At 64.5% G+C, this 25,730-nt stretch carries 25 protein-coding genes; 7 read left to right on the top strand and 18 right to left on the bottom strand.

Going from position 1 to position 25,730, the window contains the following annotated elements; all coding sequences use genetic code 11:
- Positions 1 to 229, top strand: a 229-nt coding sequence (locus tag FB598_RS20850) for a hypothetical protein (protein WP_221292553.1), incomplete at its 5' end; no start/stop codon positions are given.
- Here the strand turns inward: FB598_RS20850 and FB598_RS19515 are convergent.
- The 5 genes from FB598_RS19515 to FB598_RS19535 all read right to left on the bottom strand — a co-directional run bounded on the left by FB598_RS19515 (position 216) and on the right by FB598_RS19535 (position 5,868).
- On the bottom strand, positions 216 to 560 hold the full coding sequence (locus FB598_RS19515; RefSeq protein WP_141918189.1) for a BON domain-containing protein: 345 nt from the start codon (positions 558 to 560) through the stop codon (positions 216 to 218). The genes FB598_RS20850 and FB598_RS19515 overlap by 14 nt on opposite strands.
- A 230-nt stretch (positions 561 to 790) precedes the next feature.
- The gene (locus FB598_RS19520; protein ID WP_141918187.1) at positions 791 to 2,164 is read right to left on the bottom strand and encodes a sigma 54-interacting transcriptional regulator; all 1,374 of its coding nucleotides are present in this window, start codon (positions 2,162 to 2,164) and stop codon (positions 791 to 793) included.
- 51 nt (positions 2,165 to 2,215) lie between these two features.
- Positions 2,216 to 2,716, bottom strand: coding sequence for a hypothetical protein (locus FB598_RS19525; RefSeq protein ID WP_141918184.1), 501 nt, complete (start codon positions 2,714 to 2,716; stop codon positions 2,216 to 2,218).
- Positions 2,706 to 4,184: a HAMP domain-containing sensor histidine kinase gene (locus tag FB598_RS19530; protein WP_141918214.1), complete on the bottom strand. Its 1,479-nt coding sequence runs from the start codon at positions 4,182 to 4,184 to the stop codon at positions 2,706 to 2,708. Before FB598_RS19530 ends, FB598_RS19525 begins: the two co-directional genes overlap by 11 nt.
- A gap of 439 nt (positions 4,185 to 4,623) precedes the next feature.
- The gene (locus FB598_RS19535) at positions 4,624 to 5,868 is read right to left on the bottom strand and encodes an ArgE/DapE family deacylase (protein WP_141918181.1); all 1,245 of its coding nucleotides are present in this window, start codon (positions 5,866 to 5,868) and stop codon (positions 4,624 to 4,626) included.
- A gap of 238 nt (positions 5,869 to 6,106) precedes the next feature.
- Between FB598_RS19535 and FB598_RS19540 the strand changes: the two genes are divergently transcribed.
- Positions 6,107 to 7,534 (top strand): MFS transporter, encoded by a 1,428-nt coding sequence (locus FB598_RS19540; RefSeq protein WP_141918179.1) that lies wholly within the window; start codon positions 6,107 to 6,109, stop codon positions 7,532 to 7,534.
- Positions 7,535 to 7,578: 44 nt separating this feature from the next.
- On the opposite strand, the gene FB598_RS19545 is transcribed toward FB598_RS19540, so the two are convergent.
- Positions 7,579 to 8,004: a BLUF domain-containing protein gene (locus tag FB598_RS19545; protein WP_141918177.1), complete on the bottom strand. Its 426-nt coding sequence runs from the start codon at positions 8,002 to 8,004 to the stop codon at positions 7,579 to 7,581.
- Positions 8,005 to 8,133: 129 nt separating this feature from the next.
- The gene (folE, locus tag FB598_RS19550; protein WP_141918175.1) at positions 8,134 to 8,850 is read right to left on the bottom strand and encodes a GTP cyclohydrolase I; all 717 of its coding nucleotides are present in this window, start codon (positions 8,848 to 8,850) and stop codon (positions 8,134 to 8,136) included.
- A 306-nt stretch (positions 8,851 to 9,156) separates the two neighbouring features.
- Here folE and FB598_RS19555 point away from each other — a divergent pair, with 306 nt between their 5' ends.
- The gene (locus FB598_RS19555; RefSeq protein WP_141918172.1) at positions 9,157 to 9,822 is read left to right on the top strand and encodes a flagellar basal body L-ring protein FlgH; all 666 of its coding nucleotides are present in this window, start codon (positions 9,157 to 9,159) and stop codon (positions 9,820 to 9,822) included.
- A 91-nt stretch (positions 9,823 to 9,913) separates the two neighbouring features.
- Here the strand turns inward: FB598_RS19555 and FB598_RS19560 are convergent, their stop codons facing one another.
- A complete protein-coding gene (locus tag FB598_RS19560; RefSeq protein ID WP_141918170.1) occupies positions 9,914 to 10,492 on the bottom strand; it encodes a cell division protein FtsI in 579 nt (192 codons plus the stop codon).
- A gap of 225 nt (positions 10,493 to 10,717) precedes the next feature.
- On the opposite strand from FB598_RS19560, the gene FB598_RS19565 reads away from it, so the two are divergent.
- The gene (locus FB598_RS19565) at positions 10,718 to 11,161 is read left to right on the top strand and encodes a hypothetical protein (RefSeq protein ID WP_141918166.1); all 444 of its coding nucleotides are present in this window, start codon (positions 10,718 to 10,720) and stop codon (positions 11,159 to 11,161) included.
- Between the two features lie 260 nt (positions 11,162 to 11,421).
- Here the strand turns inward: FB598_RS19565 and FB598_RS19575 are convergent, their stop codons facing one another.
- Complete coding sequence (locus tag FB598_RS19575) at positions 11,422 to 12,687, bottom strand: D-amino acid dehydrogenase (RefSeq protein ID WP_141918162.1); 1,266 nt, start codon at positions 12,685 to 12,687, stop codon at positions 11,422 to 11,424.
- 38 nt (positions 12,688 to 12,725) lie between these two features.
- Positions 12,726 to 13,511 (bottom strand): SDR family NAD(P)-dependent oxidoreductase, encoded by a 786-nt coding sequence (locus tag FB598_RS19580; protein WP_141918158.1) that lies wholly within the window; start codon positions 13,509 to 13,511, stop codon positions 12,726 to 12,728.
- A 424-nt stretch (positions 13,512 to 13,935) separates the two neighbouring features.
- Between FB598_RS19580 and FB598_RS19585 the strand changes: the two genes are divergently transcribed.
- Genes FB598_RS19585 through FB598_RS19595 form a run of 3 tightly spaced genes read left to right on the top strand, consistent with a single transcriptional unit; the run spans position 13,936 to position 15,876 of the window.
- Entirely contained in the window at positions 13,936 to 14,601 is a 666-nt protein-coding gene (locus tag FB598_RS19585) for an amino acid ABC transporter permease (protein WP_141918155.1), read from the top strand.
- Positions 14,602 to 14,622: 21 nt separating this feature from the next.
- Positions 14,623 to 15,399: an amino acid ABC transporter ATP-binding protein gene (locus FB598_RS19590; protein WP_141918152.1), complete on the top strand. Its 777-nt coding sequence runs from the start codon at positions 14,623 to 14,625 to the stop codon at positions 15,397 to 15,399.
- A gap of 30 nt (positions 15,400 to 15,429) precedes the next feature.
- Positions 15,430 to 15,876 carry an Lrp/AsnC family transcriptional regulator gene (locus FB598_RS19595; protein ID WP_141918149.1) on the top strand — a complete coding sequence of 149 codons (447 nt, stop codon included), beginning with the start codon at positions 15,430 to 15,432 and terminating at the stop codon, positions 15,874 to 15,876.
- Between the two features lie 27 nt (positions 15,877 to 15,903).
- On the opposite strand, the gene FB598_RS19600 is transcribed toward FB598_RS19595, so the two are convergent.
- The 8 genes from FB598_RS19600 to FB598_RS19635 all read right to left on the bottom strand — a co-directional run bounded on the left by FB598_RS19600 (position 15,904) and on the right by FB598_RS19635 (position 25,648).
- Positions 15,904 to 17,706, bottom strand: coding sequence for an NAD(P)/FAD-dependent oxidoreductase (locus tag FB598_RS19600; protein WP_141918145.1), 1,803 nt, complete (start codon positions 17,704 to 17,706; stop codon positions 15,904 to 15,906).
- A gap of 84 nt (positions 17,707 to 17,790) precedes the next feature.
- On the bottom strand, positions 17,791 to 18,954 hold the full coding sequence (locus tag FB598_RS19605; protein ID WP_141918142.1) for a sigma-54-dependent Fis family transcriptional regulator: 1,164 nt from the start codon (positions 18,952 to 18,954) through the stop codon (positions 17,791 to 17,793).
- Positions 18,955 to 19,524: 570 nt separating this feature from the next.
- Positions 19,525 to 21,108 (bottom strand): methyl-accepting chemotaxis protein, encoded by a 1,584-nt coding sequence (locus FB598_RS19610; RefSeq protein WP_141918138.1) that lies wholly within the window; start codon positions 21,106 to 21,108, stop codon positions 19,525 to 19,527.
- A 38-nt stretch (positions 21,109 to 21,146) separates the two neighbouring features.
- On the bottom strand, positions 21,147 to 21,875 hold the full coding sequence (locus tag FB598_RS19615; protein ID WP_141918211.1) for an amino acid ABC transporter ATP-binding protein: 729 nt from the start codon (positions 21,873 to 21,875) through the stop codon (positions 21,147 to 21,149).
- A gap of 57 nt (positions 21,876 to 21,932) precedes the next feature.
- Entirely contained in the window at positions 21,933 to 22,673 is a 741-nt protein-coding gene (locus FB598_RS19620; RefSeq protein WP_141918134.1) for an amino acid ABC transporter permease, read from the bottom strand.
- 10 nt (positions 22,674 to 22,683) lie between these two features.
- Entirely contained in the window at positions 22,684 to 23,376 is a 693-nt protein-coding gene (locus tag FB598_RS19625) for an amino acid ABC transporter permease (protein WP_141918131.1), read from the bottom strand.
- A 181-nt stretch (positions 23,377 to 23,557) separates the two neighbouring features.
- Complete coding sequence (locus FB598_RS19630) at positions 23,558 to 24,373, bottom strand: ABC transporter substrate-binding protein (protein WP_370455045.1); 816 nt, start codon at positions 24,371 to 24,373, stop codon at positions 23,558 to 23,560.
- A gap of 120 nt (positions 24,374 to 24,493) precedes the next feature.
- Positions 24,494 to 25,648 carry a pyridoxal phosphate-dependent aminotransferase gene (locus FB598_RS19635; RefSeq protein WP_141918128.1) on the bottom strand — a complete coding sequence of 385 codons (1,155 nt, stop codon included), beginning with the start codon at positions 25,646 to 25,648 and terminating at the stop codon, positions 24,494 to 24,496.
- Between the last annotated feature and the right edge of the window lie 82 nt (positions 25,649 to 25,730).

Raw genomic sequence — 25,730 nt, forward strand, 5'->3', positions numbered from 1 at the left:
CCGCGCAAGTACTTTTTTAAAAATAATGAAAAATAATTTATCCAATCACCTCCACCGCACCCAACCTCCACCGCCAAACCCGCGCCAGCACTGGCTTTACAGCATTCCCCGTTGTACGGAAATAATTCAAAAGAGCCGGGGCCGTCCCGTCAGGGGCGGCCCCGGCTCTTTTTCTGCCCGCTCAAATAACGGCTTCAAGCGCCGCCATCAACGGCTTAGCTGGCCTTGACGGTAAGCTCGCTCTTCACATCCTTCACACCTTCGATCCCGGCGGCCAACTGCAATGCATGCTGGCCGACCTCAGCGTTGGGCACCGTTCCCTTGAGCGTCACCACGCCATCCTTGGTCGTCACCTTGATCTTCATGGCCGAGACCTGCTTGTCTCCCACCAGTGCCGCCTTCACCTTGGTGGTGATGACCGAGTCGTCTATATAGGCGCCGGCTTTCTGGGTCGCCTTGGGCGAATCGCCGGTATCGGCCGCCCGCACGGCCGGCGCCGCGGCAACGGCGGCAAACAAGGATGCGGCAACCAGCTTGGCAATGAATGCAGTCTTTTCCATGATGGGTTCCTTATATAGAGAGAAGAAAAACGGTAGGCGCCTTAACGGCACCGCCTGCCCTGTTCTTCGCAATCCCCGTGCCACCCATCCATTTCTTCAATGTTTTCAATGGTTTGGAAAACAATCTTCGCCTATGTAGACGCGCCAACCCGGCCCATAGACCCGGTTTTCGTCGCCTCTGGGCGACAATTCCGCCACCCGAAATTGGTAAGTCATTGATTTATAAGGAATCATGTCTGTCGCTCTGCGATGACGCTCTCTTCTCCGCCCCGGAACATCCGCGGATCGAGCCCATTCTTCTGCAACAGCCGATAGAACTCGGTGCGATTACGATCAGCCAGACGGGCGGCATCCGACACATTGCCGTCGGTCAGCTTCAACAGGCGGATCAGGTAATCCCGCTCGAACTTCTGCTTGGCCTCGGCATAACGCAGCAGATCCAGCGTCGGCGCGCGCAAGGCGCGCTGCACCAGCGACGCCGGAATCAGCGGTGTGGTCGACAAGGCGCAAACCTGCTCCACGACGTTATAGAGCTGCCGCACATTACCCGGCCAATGCGCCAGGCTCAACAGCTCCAGCGCATCGGGAGCGAAGCCGGTCAGGTGCCTGGCGTACCTGGCCGCGGTCGTCTTGAGGAAATGGTTGGCCAGCAGCGCGATGTCTTCGCGCCGCTCCTCCAGCGACGGCAGGTGCAGCGCCACCACATTGAGCCGGTAATAAAGGTCTTCGCGGAACTGCCCTTCAGCCATGGCCGCCTCCAGGTCGCGATGGGTCGCCGAGATGATGCGCACATCCACGCTGCTGGGCTGGTTGGCCCCGACCTGGCGCAGCGTCTTCTCCTGCAGCACGCGCAAAAGCTTGACCTGCAAGGGCATCGGCATATCGCCGATCTCATCCAGGAACAGCGTGCCGCCATCGGCAGCCTGGAACAGGCCCTCCCGGCTGTCCATCGCGCCGGTGAACGCGCCCTTCACGTGGCCGAACAGTTCGGACTCCAGCAACTGCTCGGGAATGGCGCCGCAATTGACCGCGACAAAAGGTTTCTCCGCACGCTGGCTGGCGCGGTGGATGGCGCGCGCCAGCAGTTCCTTGCCGGTCCCGCTGTCGCCGCGGATCAGGATGCTGGCATCCGATGCCGCCACCAGCCGCGCCTCGGCCAGCAATTCCGAGACCCGCTGGCTGCGGCTGATCAGGTCGGATCGCCAGGCCTGGTCTTCCGTTTCGCATGCCGGCGCGGAAAGGCTCAGGCCCTGGGCGACCTTGTCCAGCAACAGCGTGCCGTCAAAAGGCTTGGTGAGATAGGCGAAGGCCCCGCGCGTGGTCGCCTCGACCGCGTCGGGAATGGTGCCGTGGGCCGTCAGCAGGATCACCGGCAAGGTCGGATGGCGGCTGCGGATCTCATCGAACAGCGCCAGGCCGTCCATGCCCGGCAGCCGGACGTCGGTGATCACCAGCGACGGCAGCGCGATGGCCAGTTGTGCCAGCGCCGCCTCGGCGCTTTCCACGGCGACCACGCGGTGGCCGCTGGCGTTGAGGCGCAGCGTCAGCAGGCGCAACAGGTCGGGATCGTCGTCGACCAGCAATAAGGGGGAAGAATGTCCCATCGGGGCTCCTGTTCCTGATATGGGGAACGGGCCCGACGGGTGATGGCGCTGTTACTTGCCGCCGGCCGGCAGGCTCCGCTCTATGTTCTTGAGGGCCTCAAGCTTGTCGTTGAGCTGGTCCACCTTGCGTTGCGCATCCTTGAGCTGGATGGATGACTTCTCGGCGTTGTCGGCCACGCGGCGCAGATCGGCGTAAGAGCTGACCAACAGTTGAGCCAACGGCTTGAGCTTCTCCGCTTCGACGCTGTTATCGGCCATGACGTTCCACAACTGGGCTTCGGCCTTGGCCAGGTCGATGGGATCGCGCGTCATCGACAGCGCCATGGCGCGCCGCACGTTGTTGGAAGGACTGGCCGGATAAGCATTGATGCGCTGCAGTTCGCGCCCCAGCTCGGCCGCCGGCATCTTGCGCAGCACGGCGTTATAGGCCAGCAGCTCATCGATGTTGCTGGCAGCGTGGATCAGCTTGATATTGGCGGTCGGCGCATCCGGCTGCGCGGCGCAAGCCGCCAGCAAAAGACAGCAGGCCAATAGCAGGATTTTATTTTTCATCAGGCAACTCGATTCTGAAATGCGCCCCGCTTTCGCACGGCATCAACTGCACATAGCCGCTGTGCGCCTGCACGTACTCGCGCACCACCGACAGGCCGATGCCATTGCCGCGGCGCGCGCCGGTCGGCTGGTGCAAACCCTGGTAGAACGGTTCGAAGATGCGGTTGGCGTCGGTCGGCGCCACGCCGGGGCCCTGGTCGATGCATTCTATGCGCACCATCCCCGGCGCATCGGACAGCAAGAAACGGATGAAGCCGCCTTTCGGGCTGAAACGCACGGCGTTCGACAGCAGGTTGCCCAAGACAATCGCCATCTTTTCCGGATCGACCACCACCGTGCGCGCGGCTCCTTCGATCTCCACCTTCAGCTCGCGCGCCAGCCATTGCAGGCGCTGGTCGTCGATCACCTTGTGCAGCAGCGCGCGCAGGTCGACCGGCACCGGCTGGATATGCTGGGCATCGAAGGAAACCTCGTTATAGCGCAGCAGGTCCTCGATCTGCGTTTGCAGCGCCTGCGTATTCTGGCGCAGGATGCGGGCGATCTCGCGCTGGTTGTCGGTGAGCTCGCCGGCCACGCCATCGTCCAGCAGCGCCGCCCCTTCGCACAAGGCCGACAGCGGCGTCTTCAACTCGTGCGATACATGGCGCAGGAAACGCGATTTCTCCGCCTCCAGATCCGCCAGGCGCTGGCGCAACCAATCCAGTTGCTGGCCCAGGCGGCGAATGTCGGCCGGGCCGTGCACCTCGATGTGCTGGTCGAACCGGTTATCGCCCAGGCGGCCGATGGCCTGCTCCAGCTGCGCCAGCGGGCGCGACAGCCACAGCCCGAAGCCGAACGCCAGCAACACCGCCAGCAGGATGGCGCCGACCACCTGCAACGTCAGCATCTGGCGCTGCTGTTCAAGCGCGGCCGAGAGCGCATTGTTGCGGCGGTCGACCTCAAGCCGGCTTTCCTGCGTCATGCGCTCGTTCAACGGCGGCAGGCGCGCAAAATCCTGGAACACCTTCAACTGCTCGGACTTGTCCTTGCGCGATTCGGAATCCAGCACTGCCGCCGCCTCGTCGGCATACACGCCCCACTGGCTGAAGATATCGCGCGGCGCCATCGGCAACGAATCGGACAGCTCGCCCAACGCTTCCCTGGCCTGGTCCCGCGCCTCCACGAAACGGTCGCGGAAGGCCGGATCGTCCAGCACCAGGTATTGGCGCGCGCTGCGTTCCATCGCCACGGTGCGCTCAGCCAGGCGTTGCGCGGCCTCGGTCAGCTGCACCGCCTGGCGCGCGGTGTCGCTACTGTTGGTGGCCATGCGATCCAGCGTAAACAACGCATGGACGGATGTCGCGCTCAACAGCGCGGCGATCAGCAGGAACGCGGCCAGCAGCAACTGCCGGAACGACAATCCAAGATAGCCCTGCCGGGCGGCAGGCTGTCCTGCCAGATCAGAGGTGTGCTCGATGGCGTTCTGCATGCGATTGATCAGGGTCCTCACAAGACTTTCGGTGTAATCCTGGCGCTCAGGCCTTCTCGGAAACCTGCTTACGCCCGCTCCGCAAGCCGTACACATATGCGTTCAGGATAAGGGCATGGCGCAAGGCTCAGGCAAACCGTAGAGCCGGAATGCTGCACCGGCCTGAAAGAATTGTCCAATGGTTCCAGCAGGGAGCGCGGACATGGCTTCATGCCCTTCCCGCATCCGGGCCGCCCATCGGCAACACACCATCGCTCTTTTGTTTGTTATCGGCCGACGGCTGCCGCAGGAAAGCCTGATGCGGGCTCCCATTGTAATCAAGATGAGCTTATCGGAAAAATTTCTATGCGTTGCCATATCGACAACACATGAATCCCTTGCGAAGCGGCGAGGCCGCCATGACGATGGCCCCATTGACCGATGGCGCCAGACGGCGCCCTCAAGCCTGCGGGCCGACGAAGTCCAGAAGCGTCATGGCCACCACCTTGGTGGCCTTCTTCAAATCGTCCAGCGCCAGGTTCTCATCGGCCTGCTTGGCATTGGATTCCATCAGCGTGCGCGGGCCGGCGCCGAACAGCACCACCGGGATGCCATGCTCGCCATACAGGCGCGCGTCGGTATACAGCGCCGAACCGTTGGTGGTGAGCGTCTCGCCCATGACTTCCTGCGCATTGCGCAACAGGCTGTCGACCAGTTTCTCGTGGCCCGGCAGCGGACGCAGCGCGCGCGCCAGCAGCAGGCGACGGATCTCGACCCGGATGCCGGGCAAACCGGCCACCGCGTCCCCGATCATCTTGCGCACGCCGGCTTCGACCTGCGCCGGATCCTCTTCCGGGATCATGCGGCGGTCCATCTTCAGCACCACCTTGCCCGGCACCACGTTGGTGTTGGTGCCGCCGTCGATGCGGCCGACGATCATGGTCGGGTGGCTGATGCCGGGGATCGATGAACGGATATCCTTCAGGCCCGGTACCGCCGCATAGATGGCATTGAGGATGGCAGTTGCCGCCTGCAAGGCGTCGTGGCCGGTTTCAGGCATGGAGCCGTGGGTCGCCTTGCCATTGACGGTGACTTCAAACTGCAGGCAGGCATTGTGGGCCGTGACGATGTTGTAGCTGAAGCCGGCCGCGATCACGAAGTCAGGTTTGGTCAGCTTCTGCTCCAGCAGCCAGCCGGGACCGAGCAGGCCGCCGAACTCTTCGTCGTAAGTAAAATGCAGTTCCAGCGCGCCGCGCAGATCGACGCCCAGCGCCTCCAGCGCGCGCACCGCGAAGATATAGCTGGCGAAGTCGCTCTTGGACACCGCCGACGCGCGGCCGTAGATGCGGCCGTCGTCGATCTCGCCGCCGTAAGGATCGTGGCGCCAGCCTTCGCCCGGCGGCACCACGTCGCCATGGGCATTGAGCGCCACGGTCGGCCCGCCGGCGGCGTAAGGACGGCGCACGATCAGGTTGGTCACGCTCTGCATGCCGTAGTCGGCCACCTGCTGCTGCGGCACCGCATGCTTCTCGGCGCTCCAGCCCCAGGCCTTGACCAGCTCGGCCACCGCATCCGCATGCGGCGCGTTGTTGCCGGGCGGGGTATCGGTGGGTATGCGGATCAGCTGCTGCAGGACGCCGACTTCCTCATCGAAATGCTGGTCGATCCATGCGCACAGGCGCTGCGACAACTGCTTATTGGACATGCTCGCGACTCCGTCATCAAAACGCGCCGGCCGCGCCGGCGCAAACCGCCATCATAGCGCACCATCCCGCCAGCAGGCACCGTCGCCAGCAAACCCCGCGTTTCCCCGCTATCATTGAACGCCGCCTCAACCGGGGGCCGGCCGGAGCCTGTGCCGGAAACAGGCTCTTATATATATAAACAGACAAGCGGCGCACCTTGCCGTTAGCAGGCATACCGCCCCTACCTCGCCCAAGCACATGTCATCGCAGCCTTCATCCACCGGCGCCGCCGAACCCACCCGTCACCTGGTCATCGCCGGCGAAGGCCTGCCGCCCGAACAACGCGGCCGCGCCATCATGACGCTGCTCATCGCCGTCGGCCTGGCCACGCTGGACACCGCCATCGCCAACACCGCCCTGCCGGCCATGGCGCTGGACCTCAACACCACGCCGGCGGGCTCGGTCTGGATCGTCACCGCTTACCAGCTGGCCATGATGGTGTCGCTGCTGCCGCTGGCGGCGCTGGGCGAAATCGTCGGCTACCGCCGCATCTATATCTGGGGACTGGTGCTGTTTACCGCCGCCTCGCTGCTGTGCGCGGTCGCGTGGTCGCTGCCCACGCTGGTCATGGCCCGCTTCCTGCAAGGGCTGGGCGGGGCCGGAATCATGAGCGTCAACACCGCGCTGATCCGCTTCATCTACCCCACGCGCTCGCTGGGCCGGGGCGTTGGCCTGAACACGCTGATCGTGGCCATCGCCTTCACCGTCGGCCCCAGCGTCGCCTCCGGCATCCTCGCCATCGCGCCGTGGCCGTGGCTGTTCGCGGTCAACGTGCCGCTGGGCATCGTCGCCATCGTGCTGGCGCTGCCTTCGCTGCCGCACACCGCGCTGTCCAAGCATACATTCGATGTGCGCAGCGCGCTGCTCAATGCCGCCGCCTTCGGACTGCTGATCCTGGCCATCGGCGAAGGCGCGCACCAGGCCCAGGCCAGCGTGGTCGGCATCGAACTGGCGGCGGCCATCGTGTGCGGCCTGTTCCTGCTGCGCCGCGAAGCCTCGCACCCGGCGCCGATGCTGCCGGTCGACCTGTTCCGCCACCCCATGTTCTCGCTATCGGCGATCACCGCCGTGTGTTCCTTCGCCGCGCAAGGCCTGGCCTTTGTCTCGCTGCCCTTCTTCTTCCACCACGACCTCGGCCGCAGCCAGGTCGAGATCGGCCTGCTGATGACCCCGTGGCCGGTGGCCGTAGCCATCATGGCGCCGATCGCGGGCCGCATGTCCGACCACTATCCGGCCGGCATCCTCGGCGGCGTCGGCCTGGCGCTGCTATGCGCGGGCCTGTTGTCGATGACCTTCATGCCGGCCGCGCCCAGCGTGTGGGAAATCAGCTGGCGCATGCTGTTGTGCGGCATGGGTTTCGGCTTCTTCCAGTCGCCCAACCTGAAAGCCCTGATGACCAGCGCGCCGCCGCACCGCAGCGGCGGCGCTTCCGGCATCGTGGCCACGGCGCGCTTGCTGGGCCAAAGCATCGGCGCGGCACTGGTGGCGCTGTGCTTCAATCTGTCGGAAAGCCAGGGATCGCGTTTCGCGCTGGGTTGCGGCGCCGCCTTCGCCGGGGCGGCCTGCCTGGCCAGCTTCCTGCGCCTGCTGACCAAGAACCCGTATGCGCCGCCGCTGAAAAAATAAGGCAGGCAAGCCGATGGCGGCAACGCCCTCCGGCATGACCGGGCTCAGTCGCGCTGGGCGAAGGCCGCGGTCGAAGCCAGTTCGTTGAGCAGCGCCACGGTGGCGCAGTTGGAGACCAGGTAAGGATTCAGTTCGCCGCACACCGAATATTTCAGCAGCAGCGAACGGTTGATCTTGTCCAGGCGGATCTTGCCCATGGTCCATGACGAGTACTGCCGTTCGTCGATCGACTCATACCCCAGCAACACCAGGTCGTGATGGCGCTCGTCGCGCTGCAACTGGCCATACATCTGGTTCACCTGGTCGCGCCCGCCCTCCAGCACCTGCACGAAGATGGCATCGCTGTAGCACAGCACGCCGGTGATCCCCTTCTGGGGATTGTGCTTGCGCGCGCTGGCCAGGATGGCCTCGACCACCTCGTGGGAAATCGGGCTGCGCGCACGGCTTGCATAGATCAGACGAACTAACATGATGAGAACTCATTTGATGAATAGGCCTGAGTGCGAGCTTACCCCATTTGGGATGAAGTGCAAGGAGCGCAACGCCGCCAGCACCCTTCTTGGACAGAACACATCTCACGCCTGTTCACGCAATGCGTTCTAACCTCGTTGACGTTGGGAAATCAGCGCCAGGAATTCGCGCCGCAGGTTGGCGTCGCGCAGGAAGGAACCCCGCATGACGCTGTTGATCATCTTCGACTCCATATCCCTCACGCCGCGCCAGTGCATGCAGAAATGGTCGGCTTCCATCACGATGGCCAGGCCGTCCGGCTGCAGCTTCTGCATCAGCAGGTCGGCCGCCTGCGACACCGCCTCCTCCTGGATCTGCGGGCGGCTCATCACCCATTCCAGCAATCGCGCGTACTTCGACAGGCCGATCAGGTTGGAATGCTCGTTGGGCATCACCCCCACCCACACCTTGCCCATGATCGGGCACAGGTGGTGCGAGCAGGCGCTGCGCACGGTGATCGGGCCGACAATCATCAGCTCGTTCAAACGCTCGATGTTGGGAAACTCGGTCACCGCCGGCGGCGCCTGGTAACGGCCGCGGAAGACCTCATTGAGATACATCTTGGCCACGCGCCTGGCCGTGTCCTGGGTATTGTGGTCGCTCTCGACATCGATGACGAGGCTTTCCAGCACCTCCGCCAGCTTGCCCTGCACTTCGGCCTGCAATTGCTCAAGCTCGCCGTCTTCAATGAAGGCGGCGATATTGTCGTTGGCGTGAAAGCGCACGCCGGCGGCCTTGATGCGCTCGCGGATGCGTGCCGACACGAGTTGCTCATGCACGCTGGGCTGGTTTTTTTCTGTTGCCATGATTGGGTGCGGGTGCCCCGGACGGGCCCGCCGTATCGGTGGAATAACCGCCATTATGCCCCGAAAAGGAGCATCGCATGACGCGCGGCCGCCGCGCCTGCATGGGAAATGAGGCATGAATACCCGGCATCTCTGCGGCTTGACCATGGCTGATTTTTGTTTGCAGGCATTTACACCGGATTAACCGCCGCTTACACCGTTGGCGCACATCATCCGCACACGAGCCGCCGCGTATTGCACATATGCCGCCGGCGCTCGGCAGAGCCAGACAGTCCAGTCCGGCTGCCAATTCTCGGGGGGATCGCCATGAAGTTCCAATATCGTCTGGCCGGCGCATGCGCGCTGGCCGCATCGCTGTCAGCCTGCTACAGCCCGGCGCCCATGGTGAGCGGCCCGACCAGCGTGCGGCCATCCTATCCGGTGGCCAACGTCGAGAACAACGGCGCCATCTTCCGCGTCTCCAGCGCGCAGCTGTTCGAGGAGCCGACCGCCTACAACGTCGGCGACATCATCAAGATCGACATCTCCGAATCCATCAGCGGCAGCAACAAGTCGGCCACCAACAACAGCACCGACACCACCCTGTCGCAGAAGGGTCCAGGCTCATCGGCGCCGCTGGGCGGGCTGTTTACCGCGCTGTACGACGCCAACTATTCGGCCTCCGGCAGCAATTCGTTCAAGGGCTCCGGCGACACCAGCAACAGCAATACCATGACCGGCACGCTGATGGTCTCCATCGTCGAAGTGCTGCCCAACCGCAACCTGGTGGTGGCGGGGGAAAAGCGCATCGGCATCAACAGCAACGTCAATACGCTGCGCTTCTCCGGCGTGGTGCGCACGCGCGACATCCGCGGCGGGGTGGTGGCCTCGGCCAACGTGGCCGATGCGCGCCTGGAGCAAGTGGGCGGCGGCACGGTCGCGGACGCCAGCACGGACAAAGGGTTTTTCCGCCGCCTGCTGACGATCTGGTAAGCCGGCGTGTGGCCCGCATGCGCGCCGCGATGGCGTGCACAAGAACGGCAACCTCGGTTGCCGTTCTTTATGTCGCCTGCGAAGTATCGGTTCAGTAGCCGCCGGTGGCGCTCTTGGCGTCTTGCGGCGAGTTGTCGGCGATGATCGGCGGGTTGCCCGGCAACAGCGCATCCACCAGCGGACCCAGCTTGTCGTTGACGCTGGCCCACTTGTCCTGAGCGAAGGAGCCGATGCGGTATTGGGCCGACCCCAGCACGCGGCCATCGCGGCGCAGCGTCAGGGCGGCATAGGTGAGGTAAGGAGTATAGGCATCGGAGAACACCTTGGTGTCCCATTTGACGTAGCCGACATAGGTCAGCGTCACCGGGCAGCCGGGGGATTGGGTGCCGGCGTCGTACACGCGGCTCGACACGCCGTGCCTTTGCAGCTCAGCCTGCAGGCCCGGCACAAAGTCGCTCAGGGCCACGGCGCCGTTCCACTCGATGCAGACTTCGCGGATCGGATCCTTGTTGTAGACGACGGGATTGATCGGCGGATTGGGCGTCATCCCCTTCACGCCGGAGGCGGCGTATCCGATCACGCTGGCGGCATCGACCAGCGGATTGGACGACATCACGATGCAACCCGACAATGACGATGCCAGCAATGTAGCGGAAATGATGGTGCGCATGATGCTCCCCCCGGAACGGAACCCGGTTCGACAGACACGGGCTCCAGGCTGGACATCATAGCCGCGCGGATTCCCGCGCCAGGCTTGTTTTACCTTGATTTACGCTGCCCTTGCGCATGCTTTACACCCGGCGCTTCCCACCTGCATTTTTCGCCTGCATTTCCCGCCTGCGCGCGCCATGGCACAATGCCCCCGCAGATGTTCCCTTGACCATTGGAGATCCGAATGAAGCCATCCTTCCCGCGCCCGCTGTTCGCCGCCCTCGCGCTGGCCGGCATCTGCCACACCGCCCACGCCGATACGCTGGCCTCCGAAAGCCAGATCCGGCCGCTGACCGACAAGATCATGGCCCAGGCCGGCGCCGGCCGCACCGATGACGCCTACGCCGCGATGTCGCCTTACGCATTGATCGACATCCGCGCGCTGGAAGCGGCCCGCGTCAACGCGCGCAGCACGCGCATGGCGATCGAAGCGCAGGTCGGCAATTCGGTCGGTTACGAGTTCATCCGTTCAGAGAAGGTCGGCGACTCGCTGCTCAAGCTGACCTACATCGAGAAGACCGAGAAGCAGGCCATCCCCTGGCAGTTCATCTTCTACAAGACGCCGGCCGGTTGGGCCATCAGCGCTTTCAGCAACGGCGACAACGTCGACGCGCTGTTCGAGCGCTGACCCTCGATTTCTTTTCATCATCCCGGCGAAGGCCGGAATCCAGTGGCTTTCGTTGTGTATCGACGGCCGTTGAACGACATCGGATTCTGACCTTCGTCAGGACGACGGCGTTTGCGTAGCGAATAAATCTTCGCAAATCCAAATTCATCGATTCTTCAAAGGCCTGCTTGCCCATACGATGGCCGGCATGAGCTACTACGTCTACATCCTGGCTAGCGACAGAAACGGGACGTTATACATCGGCGTTACCAACGACCTGATCAGATCAATCGCTGCGGCTCCAGGTCGGCGCTTTCGATATCGGTCGCCACGCCGGCGATCTTGTCGGCGATGATGCGGCTGGAACCGCAGGCCGTGGTCCAGCCGTTCGAACCATGCCCGGCGTTGAGCCACAGGTTGGCATAGGGCGTCTTGCCGATCAGCGGCGCGCCGTCCGGCGTCATCGGCCGCAAGCCGGCCCAGTATTCGACCTTGGCCAGGTCTGCGCCGTTGGGATAAAGGTTCTTCAAGGACTTGATCGCGGTAGCGCAGTCGCGCGGCGCGACCCTGGTATCCCAGCTGCCGATCTCGGCCGTGCCGGCCGCGCGGATATGGTTGCCCATGCGGGTGATCGCCACCTTGTAATACTCATCCATGACGCCGCTCCTGGGCGCGCCCTCGGGGTCGGCCACCGGCACCGTGATGGCGTAGCCCTTGACCGGATAGATCGGCAGATCCAGGCCCAAAGGCTTCAACATCGGCACCGATGCGGCGGCGCAGGCCACCACATAGGCATCGGCCTGCAGCGTGCCGGCGCTGGTGCGCACCCCCGCCACCCGGCCGCCGGCGACCTCGATGCCTTCCACCGTCGTCGACAGGCGGAACGCCACGCCCTGCGTCTTGAGCCACGCCGCCAGCGCGCGGGCGAACAGCGGGCAGTTGCCGGTTTCATCCATGGGCAGCAGCAGCCCGCCCTTCAACTCGTTGCGCGCCGCGCGCAAACCCGGGTCGAAAGCCACGCAGCCGTCGCCATCGAGCAACTCGAACGGCACCCCCGCCTCGGCCAGCACCCTGGTCGACAAGCCCGCGTTGTCCACCCCTTCCTGGGTACGGAACAATTGCAGGTTGCCGCCGCTGGTCTGCTCGTACTGGATGTCCAGGCGCTCGCGGATCTGCTTCAGCTGCGAGTGGCTGTAACGCGCCAGGCGGCCCATGCGCGCCTTGTTGACGGCATAGCGCTCGGGCGTGCATTGCGCCAGGAAGGTCTTGAGCCACTTCCATTGGTGCGCGTCCAGCCGCGGCGTAAACCGCAACGCGGCCTCGATGCCCAGCCAGCTCTGCAGCGACCACTTGAGCGACTTGGCCGGCATGCCCGGCGCCGCCCAGGGCGTGGCGTAGGAAGGGCAGACATGGCCGGCGTTGCCGACACTGGTCTCGGCCGCCACGTCGGCACGACGCTCGACCACGGTGACTTCATGGCCGCGCTCGCGGAGAAAATAAGCGGTGGTGACGCCAACGATGCCGGCGCCGAGCACGATGATGCGCATGGTGTTCCCAGAGATAGGTCAGATGAATTAAGAGCGCGTTACAGCGTCAGTCCGCCATCCACGTGCCAGACCTGGCCGGTGACATAGGACGCCGCCGGGCTGAGCAGGAAGCCGATGACATTGGCGATCTCCTGCGGCTGCCCCAAACGGCGCAGCGGGATGCGGTCGAGTGCGGCCTGCCAGGCCGCCGGGTCGATGGCCGATTTGACCGGGTCGCTCTTTTGCACATAACCGGGCGCGACCGCGTTGACCGTGACGCCAGCCGGCGCCAGCTGCACCGCCAGCGATTTCACCAACGCCTCGATGCCGGCCTTGGCCGCGGCCGACGCCGGAAAGCCCGATTCGCCCAGGCGGAATACATGCGCCACGAAGGAGCTGACCGCCACCACCCGCCCCGAGCCGGACGCCTCCAATGCCTCCTTGCAGGCGGTCGTCAGCCGGAAGAATCCCGAGAGCAGCGCATCGAGCGAACGCGACCAGTCGGCGTCCGACAGTTCACCGATACGCTTGCGGTCGGCGAAGCCGGCATTGGCCACCAGCGCGTCGAGCCGGCCGAATTCATCCAGCGCGGTATCGCGCAGCAACGCCGCGGTGCCGGGCTCGGCCATGTCGCCCAAGGCCAGCACGCAGCGCGCGCCCTGCTCGCGACAGCGCTGCGCAGTGGCTTGCAGTTCCGGGGAGTCGCTGCGCGCATGCAGCACCAGCGACACGCCCGGCCCCGCTACCGAGGCGGCGACCGCCGCGCCGATGCCGCGCGCGGCGCCGGTGATGAGGATGGTACGGTGCGGCTCGGCGGAAGTGACGGAAGGGGAAACCTGATTCATTGTCGTTGTCGGATTGGGCGCATTCCCAATCGCTGGGAAAGCCGGTGGGCGGCGTATTCAAGCATATCGCCGCGAGTGCGCTATTTTAGAACTCATTTCATCAACAGGGGCGGGATGCGTTCCAACCGAACGCCACCAAACGCAGCAGCAGCGTGGGGCGCCAGGCCGATCCGGCATGGCCCGGATCTGTCCGCCGCCGGCCGTTCTCCATTACAATTGCCGGATTCGCGGGTTGCGACCATGCAATCCTTATAAAAGATATCCGTGCCCTCCCCCATGCCTTCCCGACACTTGCCAGCGACAGCGGCGGCCCCTGCCCGAAACCATGGCGCCGGGGCATGGATCGTGCTTGGAAATTTCGTATCCCATCCGCCCCGGACCAGGCCTCTGGTCCATATTGAATCGTATTGAAGGAAAACCGCAGATGTATCAATGGGACTTCGGCTCGCTCTGGCAATTCAGGAGCATCATCGGCATCGGCTTCGTCTACACGCTGGGCTATACCGTGGCCTGTATCGCGCTGGGCCTGTTGGTCGGGCTGGTGGTCGGCCTCGGCCGCCTCTCTTCCAACCCGTTCGTCTCGGGGCCGCTGCGCGCCTTCGTGGAAGTGTTCCGTTGCACGCCGGTGCTGGTGCAGCTGGTGTGGTTCTACTACGCGCTGCCGGTATTGCTGGGCATCGAGATGTCGGCCGGCACCGCCGCCATGCTGTCGCTGGCGCTGTATGGCGGCGCGTTCTACTCGGAAATCATCCGCGGCGGCATCGTCTCGATCGACGTCGGCCAGTCCGAAGCCGGCTGGGCGCTGGGCATGACCCGCTTCCAGCTGATGAAGCGCGTGATCCTGCCGCAGGCGTTCAAGCGCATGACCCCGCCGCTGGTGAACCAGTCCATCATGCAGTTGAAGAACACTTCGCTGCTGTCAGTGCTGGCCGTGCCCGACCTGCTCTACCAGGGCCAGATCATCGCCCACGAGACCTATCGCCCGCTGGAAATCTACACCCTGGTCGCGATCATCTATTTCCTGATCCTGCTGCCCGCCACCATCTGGGCCAAGCGCCTGGAAACCCGCCTGTCGGCGCAGCACGGTTAAGCAACGCTTAAGGAACCAATGATGAGCAACGGCAATTCGATGATCCAGATCAGCAACCTCAAGAAGGCCTTCGGCGACCATGTGGTGCTCAAGGATATTTCCATCCAGATCGACCGCGGCTGCGTGGTCGCCATGATCGGGCCGTCCGGCTCGGGCAAGTCGACCCTGCTGCGCTGCCTGAACCTGCTGACCGTGCCGGACCAGGGTTCGGTGCGCATCGGCGAGCGCCACTTCGATTTCGACGGCAAGAACGGGAAGAAAGCGCGCCTGCCCAAGGACAAGGAACTGGCCGGCTTCCGCGCCCGCACCGGCATGGTGTTCCAGCACTTCAACCTGTTCCCGCACATGACCGCGCTCGAGAACGTGATGGAAGGCATGCTCACCGTGCTGCGCACGCCCAAGGCCGAAGCCCGCGCCAAGGCCCTGGCGCTGCTGCAGAAAGTCGGCCTGGCCGAACGCGCCGACATGTATCCGCAAAAGCTTTCCGGCGGCCAGAAGCAGCGCATCGCCATCGCCCGCGCGCTGGCCATGCAGCCGGACGTGATGCTGTTCGACGAAGCCACCTCGGCGCTCGACCCCGAGCTGGTGGGCGAAGTCCTGAACGTGATCCGCAGCCTGGCGGCCGACGGCATGACCATGATCCTGGTCACCCACGAGATCGCCTTCGCGCGCGAAGTGGCCGACCAGGTGGTGTTCATGCGCGACGGCGTGGTGGTGGAAGCCGGCCCGCCGTCGCAGGTCATCGACAACCCGCAACAGGCGGCGACCCAGGCGTTCCTGGCGCGCTTCAACGCCTGATCGGCCATACATCGACCACACGGCGACCACATGAAAACGCGGCTCGACACCCTCGACGACACCGATCGCAACCTGATCGCGCTGCTGCAGGTGTCGGCGCGCGAGAGCGTGGCCAACCTGGCGCGCAAGCTGGGCGTGGCGCGCACCACCGTGGTGGCGCGCCTGGCCCGGCTGGAAAAGAACGGCATCATCGCCGGCTACACCGTCAAGCTGGGCCAGGAAGTGACCGACAATGCACTGCGCGCGTATGTCGGCATCACCGTCGAGGCCAAGGCCGCGCGCGACGTCTTGAAGCGCTTCAGGCGCATGCCCGAGATCGAACTGCTGTGCTCGGTCTCCGGCGAGTTCGACTACGTCGCCTGGCTGCGCGCCTCTTCGGCCGAACGGCTCGACCAGTTGCTCGACGAGATCGGCGAGATCGACGGCGTCACCCGCACCACCACCTCCATCGTGCTGGCGCGCAAGATCGAACGCTGACCCTGCGCGCCGCCCATCTTTCCGGCATCAGGAAAGATGGTGCACTTCCTGCAAGCCGTACACCGGCGTAGCGATGACTTCCATGCGCGCCTTCAACTGCAGCGACAGGTACTGCGAGTAATGGCGCGACTGGTGCAGGTTACCGCCGTGGAACCACAGCGCCGGCTGCTGCGTCGGCTTCCACATGTTGCGCTGTTCGCCTTCCCATGGGCCCGGGTCCTTGAGCGTATCCGAGCCCAGTCCCCACACCTTGCCGACCTTGTCGGCCACCTCCTGCGAAATAAGGTCGGCGGCCCAGCCGTTCATCGAGCCATAGCCGGTCGCGTAGACGACCAGGTCGGCCGGCAATTCGCTGCCGTCGCTCAACACCACCGAATGTTCCTTGAGCTCCTTCACGTCGACGCCGCTCTTGAGCTTGATCTTGCCGTCTGCGACCAGTTCGGAAGCCCCGACGTCGATGTAGTAGCCCGAGCCGCGCCGCAGGTATTTCATGAACAGGCCGGAACCGTCGTCGCCGAAGTCCAGCATGAAGCCGGCCTTCTCCAGCCGCGCATAGAACCCGGCGTCGCGCTCCCGGATGGCGTCGAACACCTTGGTCTGCATTTGCGGCAAGACCTTGTACGGGATCGAGGCAAAGGTAAGGTCGGCCTTGGCGGTGGTCATGCCTGATTGGAGCGCGCGCTCGGAATACAGGTCGCCCAGCGCCAGCTCCATGAGCGAGTCCGACTTGACGATGTGCGTCGACGAACGCTGCACCATGGTCACGTCGACGCCCGCTTCCCACAGCGCCGCGCAAATGTCGTGGGCGGAATTGTTGGCGCCGATCACCACCACCTTCTTGCCGCGGTAAGCATCGGGGCCGGGATGTTTCGACGAATGCTGCTGCTCGCCCTTGAACACATCCATGCCCTTGAACTTCGGCAGGTTGGGCTTGCCGGACATGCCGGTGGCCAGCACCAGCTGCTTCGGCCGCAAGGTGATCCGTTCGCCGCCGCGCTCGACCACCACGCGCCACTCGCCGGCCGCCTCGTCGTAGGAAGCCGATTTGCAGTCGGTGGAACCCCAGAAATTGAGCTCCATGACCTTGGCGTACATCTCCAGCCAGTCGCCCACCTTGTCCTTGGGCGTGAATACCGGCCAGTTGTCCGGGAAGGGAATGTAAGGCATGTGGTCGTACCAGACCGGGTCATGCAGGCACAGGCTCTTGTAGCGCTTGCGCCAGCTGTCGCCCGGCTTCTCGTTGCGTTCGACGATGATGGTCGGCACCTTGAGCTGGCGCAGCCGCGCCCCCAGCGCCAGCCCGCCCTGCCCGCCGCCGATGATCAGGCAATAGGGCTGCTCGCTGCGGCCCAGTTCGGCCAGTTCCTGCTCGCGCTCCTCCTTCCAGCTCTTGCGTCCGGTATGCACGCCATGCACGGCGCCCATCGGCCGCCGCACGCCCTTGCTTTCCTCATGTCCTTTGAGCTCCGACATGGTCGTGAGCAGGGTCCAGATCTTGCCGTCCTTCAGGCGGATCAACCCGCTGCCGCGCGCGGTGCCGGTTTCCACAGTGATCCATGCCTGCGTGACGCCATCGGCCTGGCTGGCGGCTTCGCCCTCGGCCAGGCGCAGGCCGATCTCGCCCAGCGCCGGCAACTGCTGCGCCAGCATCGCGGCGATCTGGGCCCGTCCTTCGAGCGTCTTGATATTCCAGGTGAAGGCGACCAGGTCGCGCCAGTAGCAGTCCTCCAGGAACAGCCCTGCGGCGGCTTCGGCCTTGCCGTTGCGCAAATGGCTTTGCAGCGTTTCGAGCATGCCGGCGACGGCCTGGTCCGGGTTTGTTTTGGACATGATGTCTCCTCTATAAAAATAGATAGTGATTACTTGCTTGGGAAAGCGGGTCTGCGCCCGCCTGGGGAAAGAAGGCCGGCGCCGCTAACGTCGGTGCGGCGGCACGATGTCGAATCTGCGCATGCGCCGGTACAGCGTGGCGCGCGAAATGCCCAGGCGCTCGGCCGCCGGCACCGGCCGCCATTTGCATTCGTCCAGGGCGGCGATGATGTGCTTGCGCTCCAGCAGTTCAGGCTCGCTCGCGCCCGCCGGCTGGGCCCGGTCGGCCGGCATGGCTGCGCCGGACATGCCGGAAGAAGCAGCAGCAGCCACCGCCGACGCGCGGCGCGCCGGGATGCGGACGCGGGCATGCAGCAACGCACCGCCGTCAAGCAAACGCAGGCTCACCAGCGCCTGTTCCGCGCGTGCGCCCAGCAGGCGTTCCGGACGGATATCGAACACCTGTTCCAGCGGCAACGGCAAGTGCTTCAGCGCCGGGATACAGGCGCGGGCGCAGCGGTTGGCGGCGGTGATATTGCCCACCGCGTCGAAAGCGATCAGGATTTCCGGCTGCGCTTCCACGTAATGCCGGCTGCGGTGCGCCAGCAGCACCCAGTCTCCGGCGGTGGCATTGAGGAAATAGCCGTCTTCGATCAGCACCGCGCTCTGGCGCACGATCCGGTTCACCAGGCGCTGGCTGTCGCGCGCATCGGGCGAACGGATGGCCGATGCATCCAGCACGCCGATCAGCCCGCCGTCCGGCGCGAAGATAGGAGACGCGCTGCAGGTCAATGTGGTGAAGGCGGCGCGGAAATGGTCGGTCTTGTGCACCGTGATCGGCATGCGATCCTGCAAGACGCTGGCCACGCCGCAGGTACCTTCCTCCCGCTCCGACCAGCAGGAACCGAGATACAGGCCGGCGCGCTTGAAGTCGCCGCGGCGGTCGCGGTCCACGCGGTAATCGATGGTCACGCCGCTGGCATTGGTCAGCATCACGCAGTAGTCGGCCTCGCGCACCGTCTGGTGCAACATGGACAGGCATTGCCCCGAGGCGCGCAGGAAACGCTCTTCCTGGTGCTGGATCTGGCGCAGCTCGGACGCGCTCAGCACGCGCGGGCCGGCGGTATTGGCGGGATCGAGATGGTGCTGGTCGAGCGAACGCCGGTAAGACGACGCCAACCGCTGGACATCGGCGCCGGCCTGCGGCGAACGGCCTTCGATCAGGTTGCGCACACGGCGCATGTGATCGACCTGCGGAACATAGGGCATGACGAACTCCTTAAGGTTCGAAACGGTTCGCAGGCGCTGCGTTTGTATGCATGTCGCTGGCGAACCGGGCACATGCTTAGTTTTAACACAGGCGTTTTGGCGCGCTACCCTGCACTGCACCATGGACGGCGCCTGAGACGGCTGTCTCATGGCCGGCAAGCTGCCTGTGGCCGCAAAAACTTGCGGGAAAACAAGTCCCGGAAAAACAAAAGCCCCGCAGCTCATCCGAGCGCGGGGCTTGTCGTATGCGGCCATGGCTATGCATCAGCCGACCCGATGCGATTGGTTACAGCGGGATCTGCGGCGGCACGTCTTCCGGCTTCACGCCAGAGAACCTCTGCAGATTACCCGGCGACGGGTTCTTCTTGAGGATGTTGGGCGACAGCAGCCACACTAGCATCTGCGCATCGACGCGCCGGTCTGCTGCGCCAGGGGGCGTTGGGACAATTCTCTGAAACCGCCAGTCCCGGACAAATACTCATCTATAATTTTGCGCCGTGTTGCTTGGCCATACTTCGTCATGAAAAACACCCCAATGGTTAGATCGGCGCCCAACTTTTGGGAGAGCGTTCACTGCCCCAGGACGGGCCGCCGGTCATCCCTTTCGACCTCGAACACGCTGACCAACTGCGCCAAACCGGCCGCCTGCTCGCGCAGCGACTCGGCGGCGGCCGCGGCCTGTTCGACCAGGGCCGCGTTCTGCTGGGTCATGGCGTCGAGATCCGACAAGGCGGCGTTGACCTGGCTGATGCCGCTGTTCTGTTCGACTGCGGCCGCCGTAATTTCACCGATCAGGCCGCTGACGCGATGGACGTCGCCGACGATCTCCTGCATGGCGGCGCCGGCCTGGCCGACCTGTTCCGAGCCGGCGGCCACCGTGGCCAGCGAACTGCCGATCAGTTCCTTGATTTCACGCGCGGCCTGGGCCGAACGTTGCGCCAGCGAACGCACTTCGGAGGCCACCACCGCGAAACCGCGGCCCTGCTCGCCGGCGCGGGCGGCTTCCACCGCCGCATTCAATGCCAGGATATTGGTCTGGAAAGCGATGCCGTCGATCACGCCGGTGATCTCGGCGATCTTGCGCGAGGAGCCGGAAATCTGCGCCATGCGCTCGACCACGTCGTCCATCACGCTGCCCCCGCGGGTGGCCGATTGCGCCGCCTGGGTGGCCAGTTGGCTGGCCTGGCGCGCGGTATCGGCCGACTGTCCGATGGTGCCGGCGAATTCTTCCATGGAAGCGGCGGTGACCTGCAGATTGCCCACGGTCTGCTCGGTGCGGTACGCCAGCTCCTGGTTGCCGCTGGCGATTTCCGAGGTCGCGGTCGAGACCGAACCGACGCCGCTGCGCACTTGCGCCACCAGCGTGCGCAGGCCATCGGCCATCCGTTCCAGCGCCTGCTGCAGCTGTCCGAACTCGTCGCGCCGATCTTCAATGCCATCATCCCGGCCGCGCAACAGGTTGCCGTGTGCGATACGCTCGGCCTGTTCGACGGCGCGCGCCAACGGACGCGTGATGGAGCGCGCGATCAGGCGCGCGGTGGCAAAGCCGATGGCCAGCAGCAAGGCGGCGCCGATGAGGCCCGCGCTCATCAGCCGGCGGCTTTGCGCGCCGACATCGGTCACCACCTGGTCGCGCTGCTGCTCTTCCAGGGCGACGAACTTCTTGAGCGCGCCGAGATAAGCGGCGATGGCCGGCTTGAGCTCATTATCGATCATGGTCTGCACGCCGCCGATATCGCCCTTGTAGGAGAGTTCGGAGGCGGCCTTGGAGATGCCGGTCAGCCTGGCGCTGGCGGCCTCGATGGCGGCCAGCGAAGCGCGATCGCCGTCGCTCAGCGCATGCGAAGCGAGCTCTTTTTCCAGCCTGGCCATCTGCTCGCGACCGGCCTGCACTTCCTGTTCGTAGCGCATCGCCAGGTCGCCGTCGGAAGTGTTGAGTGCGCCCACCATGCGTTCGCTGGTCAATTCGGCAGTGCCCAGCCAGCGCACCGCGGTGATGATGCGCTGGTCATAGTCGCGCACCGACTCCTGCGCTTGCTCCATGGTCAGCACCGTGGTGTACTGGGTGGCGGCCGCCACCGACAGCATCGCCACCATCAGGCCGGTAATGCAGGCCGACAGGCGCGTCGAGACGCGCACGTCATTCCATTTCATTGGCTTCCCCTTGTTGGTCCTTGTGTCCGGCGCCGGCTTCAGTGGTCGCGCAGTTCGGCCAGGAACTTGCGCGCGCGTTCGCTCTGCGCACGGGTGAAGAACGCTTCCGGCGTACCGGTCTCGACCAGCTTGCCGTGGTCCATGAACCAGACGCGGTCGGCCACTTCACGGGCGAAGTTCATCTCGTGGGTGACGCACATCATGGTCATGCCTTCGCGCGCCAGGCCCTTCATCACTTGCAGCACCTCGCCCACCATCTCGGGGTCGAGCGCCGAGGTCGGCTCATCGAACAGCATCGCGGGCGGGTCCATCGCCAGTGCGCGGGCGATCGCCACGCGCTGCTGCTGGCCGCCGGAAAGCTGCCCCGGGAAAGCCTCCGCCTTGGCCGCCAGGCCGACGCGCTCAAGCAGTTCCAGCGCCCGCACGCGGGCGTCGGCGCGCTTTTTCCTGAGCACGTTGATGGGCGCCATCATGATGTTTTCCGCCACCGACAGGTGCGGGAACAGGTTGAAGCTCTGGAACACGAAACCGACGCGGCTGCGGAAGTGGTTCACGTCCAGCTTGGGGGCGTGGACGTCTTGCCCGTCGAATACGATGCGCCCCTTCTGGATCTCTTCCAGGCGGTTGACGGTACGGATCAGGGTCGACTTGCCCGAGCCGGACGGGCCGCAGATCACCACCACTTCGCCCTTGGCGACTTCGGCATTGATGTCGGCCAGCGCGTGGTAGCTGTCGTACCACTTGTTGACGCCTTCGAAGGAAATCATGGCCGTGTTGGTTGCGGACGGGTTGTTGCTCGCCATATGCGTTGCTCCTCGTTGGGTTCAGGCTGCGACCGGCGGCGCTGCCTGCGCCGTCGGGTTCACGGGGTTGGCCGCACGCTTGGCGGCGATGCGCTTTTCCAGCACGCGCGCCATGCGCGTGAGCATGAAGCACAGCACGAAGTACATCAGCGCCAGCAGGATGAAGACCCGGAACGGCTTGGTCAGCAGCATGCTGTTGATCTGGTTGGCGGCGAAGGTCAGTTCGTTGACGCTGATCACATAACCCAGCGAGGTTTCCTTGATGTTGGAGACGAACTGGCTGATCATCGCCGGCAGCATGTTGTACAGGGCCTGCGGCAGCACCACCTTGAACATGGTCTGCAGGTAGCTCATGCCCAGCGCGCGCGAAGCCTCGACCTGGCCGCGCGGCAGCCCCTCGATGCCGGCGCGGATCACTTCGGCCAGGTAGGCCGCCTCGTAGATCACCAGCGTGATGAGCATGGTGGTGAAGCCGGAAACCGTGCGCCCGATCAGCAGGGGAACGAAGAAGTACACCCAGAAGATGAACATCACCAGCGGCACGCCGCGGGCGAGGTAGACGATGACGGTGGCCGGCACGCGAAACACCCGCAGCGGCGAGACGCGCCCCAGCGCCAGCAGCAGGCTGACCGGGAAGGCCAGCGCCAGGCCCAGCACCGAGAGCAGCAGCGTGATCGCCAGGCCGCCCAGCGGGCCGTGCGGATATTGGCCCACCAGCAGCAACATCCAGTTGTCGCGGATGATGTCGTAGATATCGTTCATGGCATTCCTCTCAGCGCGTCTTGATGCGGTAGCGGTTTTCCAGCGCCGCGCCGATGGCCATGATCAGCAGCGAAATGCCGAGATAGATCGTGGTGGACAGCAGGTAGATTTCCACCGTGCGGAAAGACTGGCTCTCGATCTCGCGGGTGGCGTAGGTCAGTTCGGCCACGCCGATCACCATCGCCAGGCTGGTGTTCTTGAACAGCAGCACGCTGTAACTGACCAGCGTAGGCAACGCCAGCCGCAGCGCCTGCGGCAGGATCACCAGGCGCGAAGCCTTGAGATACGACAGCCCCAGCGCGCGCGCCGCTTCCATCTGCGCGCGCGGGATCGAACGGATGCCTGCGCGCAGGCCTTCGGACATATACGCGCCCATGGCCAGGCCGACCGCGATGGTGGCGAACAGGAAATCGCTGCGGTGCATGTTGAACCACAGCTGTACGGAATCGGGCAATAGCGTGGGCACGCCGAAATACCAGAGGAAGATCTGCACCAGCATCGGCACGTTCTGGTGGTATTCGACATAACCGGCGACGAAGCCGGTGGCGACGCGGTTGTTGGTCATGCGGATCACGGCCAGCACGATGCCGACCGCCATGGCCAGCAGCCACGAATAGGCGGTCAGCTTGAGCATGGTGATCACGCCCTCGATGATCATGCGCGGGTAGTCGTCCCGCAGCAGCACCGAAAAATCCAGTTTCATGGAGTACTCCTGCAATGCGCTGCGCCGGACCTTGTTGGGTCCGGCGCGGTCGGGACCGCCTTGCGCGGTCCGGTGATGCCGGCGCCCGGACGATGCCGGCGCCGTGCATTCTCAGAGCCTGTTCACGATCTTGCCGGGAGTTGACCGACCGCCCTTCAGGATCGCGAACAGGTTCCTGGCATCAGCCCTTGATGGGCTCGATCTTGAAGTCGCGCTTGAGCTTGTACTGGGTCGAGGGGCCGAACCACTTGTCGAAGATCTGTTGCGCTTCGCCCGACTTTTCCATGCCTTCCAACGTGGCGTTGACTTGCTTGATCAGGCCGCCCTCTTCCTTGCGCATGCCTACGCCCCACAGCTCATTGATCAGCGGCGGGTTCAGGATGTCGATCGGCGAGCTGCTTTCGACTTGCGCCTGGAACTTCGAGAGCATCAGTTCGGACACGGCGAAACCTTCGACCTTGCCCTGCTGCATCGCCAGGAAAGCGGCCGGCGGATCCTGGAAGGTGGTCACGGAAGCGGTCGGGATGGCTTTGCGCACGGCCAGTTCCGAAGTGGAACCCTTGGTCGCGGAAACGCGCTTGCCGCCCAGGTCGGCCGGCGACTTGTAGCCGGAGCTGCGCTTGACGGCAACCTTTTGCGGGCTGGCGTAATAGGCGTCGGAATACGCGATCTGTTCGGCGCGCTCGGCGGTCCAGCCGAGGTTGGCGATCACGATGTCGACCCGGTTTTGCTGCAGCTCGGGAATGCGGGCCGCGACCGAAATCATCTTCAGCTCCAGCTTCACGCCGAGGTTCTTGGCGATGGCCTTGCAGAAGTCGACGTCATAGCCCTGGATCTCGCGCGTTTGCTGGTTGGGGAAGCTGAACGGCTCGGCAGTGCCCAGGGTGCCGCACACCAGGGTGCCCTTTTGCTTGATGTCGGCCAGCTGGTCGGCTGCGGCGGAGAAGCTCGCCGCCAGCAGGGCGACGGCCATAACGGTTTTCTTGAAGTTCATCATGATCCCTCCGGTTAGATGGAGCGCGTGATGCACGCTCCCGGTTTGTTCGCGGCCTTTCAAATGACCGCTGTGTGAAGCCGGCCGGTAAAGACCGGCCGGCAAGTTTTACTGAACCCGCGCTTACTTCAGCGCCGCGACCGCGGCGGCAAGCTGGGCGCATCCCTGCTCGATCTGTTCCAGCGAAGTCGCGAACGAAAAACGCAGGTAACCCGGCTGGCCGTAAGAAGTGCCATCGATGGTGGCCACCCCGGCTTGTTCGAGGAAGTACATCATCACGTCGACATCGCTGGCCAGCGTCTTGCCTTGCGGCGTGCTCTTGCCCAGCAGGCCCTGCACGCTCGGGAAGATGTAGAAGGCGCCATCCGGCGCCAGGCAACGCATGCCGTCGATGGCATTGACCAGCGCGACGATGCGCTCGCGGCGCTGCGCAAACAGCGCCGCGCCTTCGGCCACGCATTGCTGCGAACCGGACAACGCCGCCACGGCAGCGGCCTGGCTGACGCCGGCGGCGCAGGTGGTGCTCTGCGTCATCAGCAAGCCCAGCGCCTGCATCAGCGGACGCGGTCCGGCGCCGTAACCGATGCGCCAGCCGGTCATCGCATAAGCCTTGGAAACGCCGTTGATCACCAGCGTGCGTCCGGCCAGTTCCGGCTGCACCTGCAGCGGCGATACGTGCTGCGCGCCGGCGTAGACGAAATGCTCGTAGATCTCGTCGGTCATCACCCACACCTGCGGATGGCGCATGAGCACCTCGCACAGCGCTTTCAGTTCGCTTGCGGTGTAGACCGCGCCGCTGGGATTGTTGGGCGTATTGAGCACCAGCCAGCGGGTGCGCAGCGTGATGCTTTTTTCGAGTGCGGCGGCGGTCAGTTTGAAGCCGGAGCTTTCGTCGCAGCCGACGATGACCGGCGTGCCGCCGTTGAGCGCCACCATGTCCGGATAAGACACCCAGAATGGCGTCGGAATGATGACTTCGTCGCCTTCGTTCAAGGTTGCAGCGAAGGCATTGTAAATGATGTGCTTGGCGCCGATGCCGACCACGATCTGGTCGACGCCGTAGGAAAGCGAGTTCTCGCGCTGCAGCTTGTCGGCGATCGCGCGGCGCAGCGCCGGGGTGCCGGTAGCTGCGGTGTAACGGGTGTGGCCGGCGCCGAGCGCGGCGATGCCGGCCTCGACGATGTGTTGCGGCGTCGGGAAGTCGGGCTCGCCGATGGTGAAATCGATGATGCTGCGCCCTTCGGCGCGCAAGGCGTCGACGCGAGCTTTTGCAGCCATGCTGGGGGATGGCTTGACGCTGTCAAGCCGATGGGCAGGCAGGAAATCCAATGCAAACTCCAATGTGGTGAAAACAGGGGGC

It is taken from the genome of Herbaspirillum sp. SJZ106 (assembly GCF_006715495.1).
GTDB lineage: Bacteria > Pseudomonadota > Gammaproteobacteria > Burkholderiales > Burkholderiaceae_D > Herbaspirillum.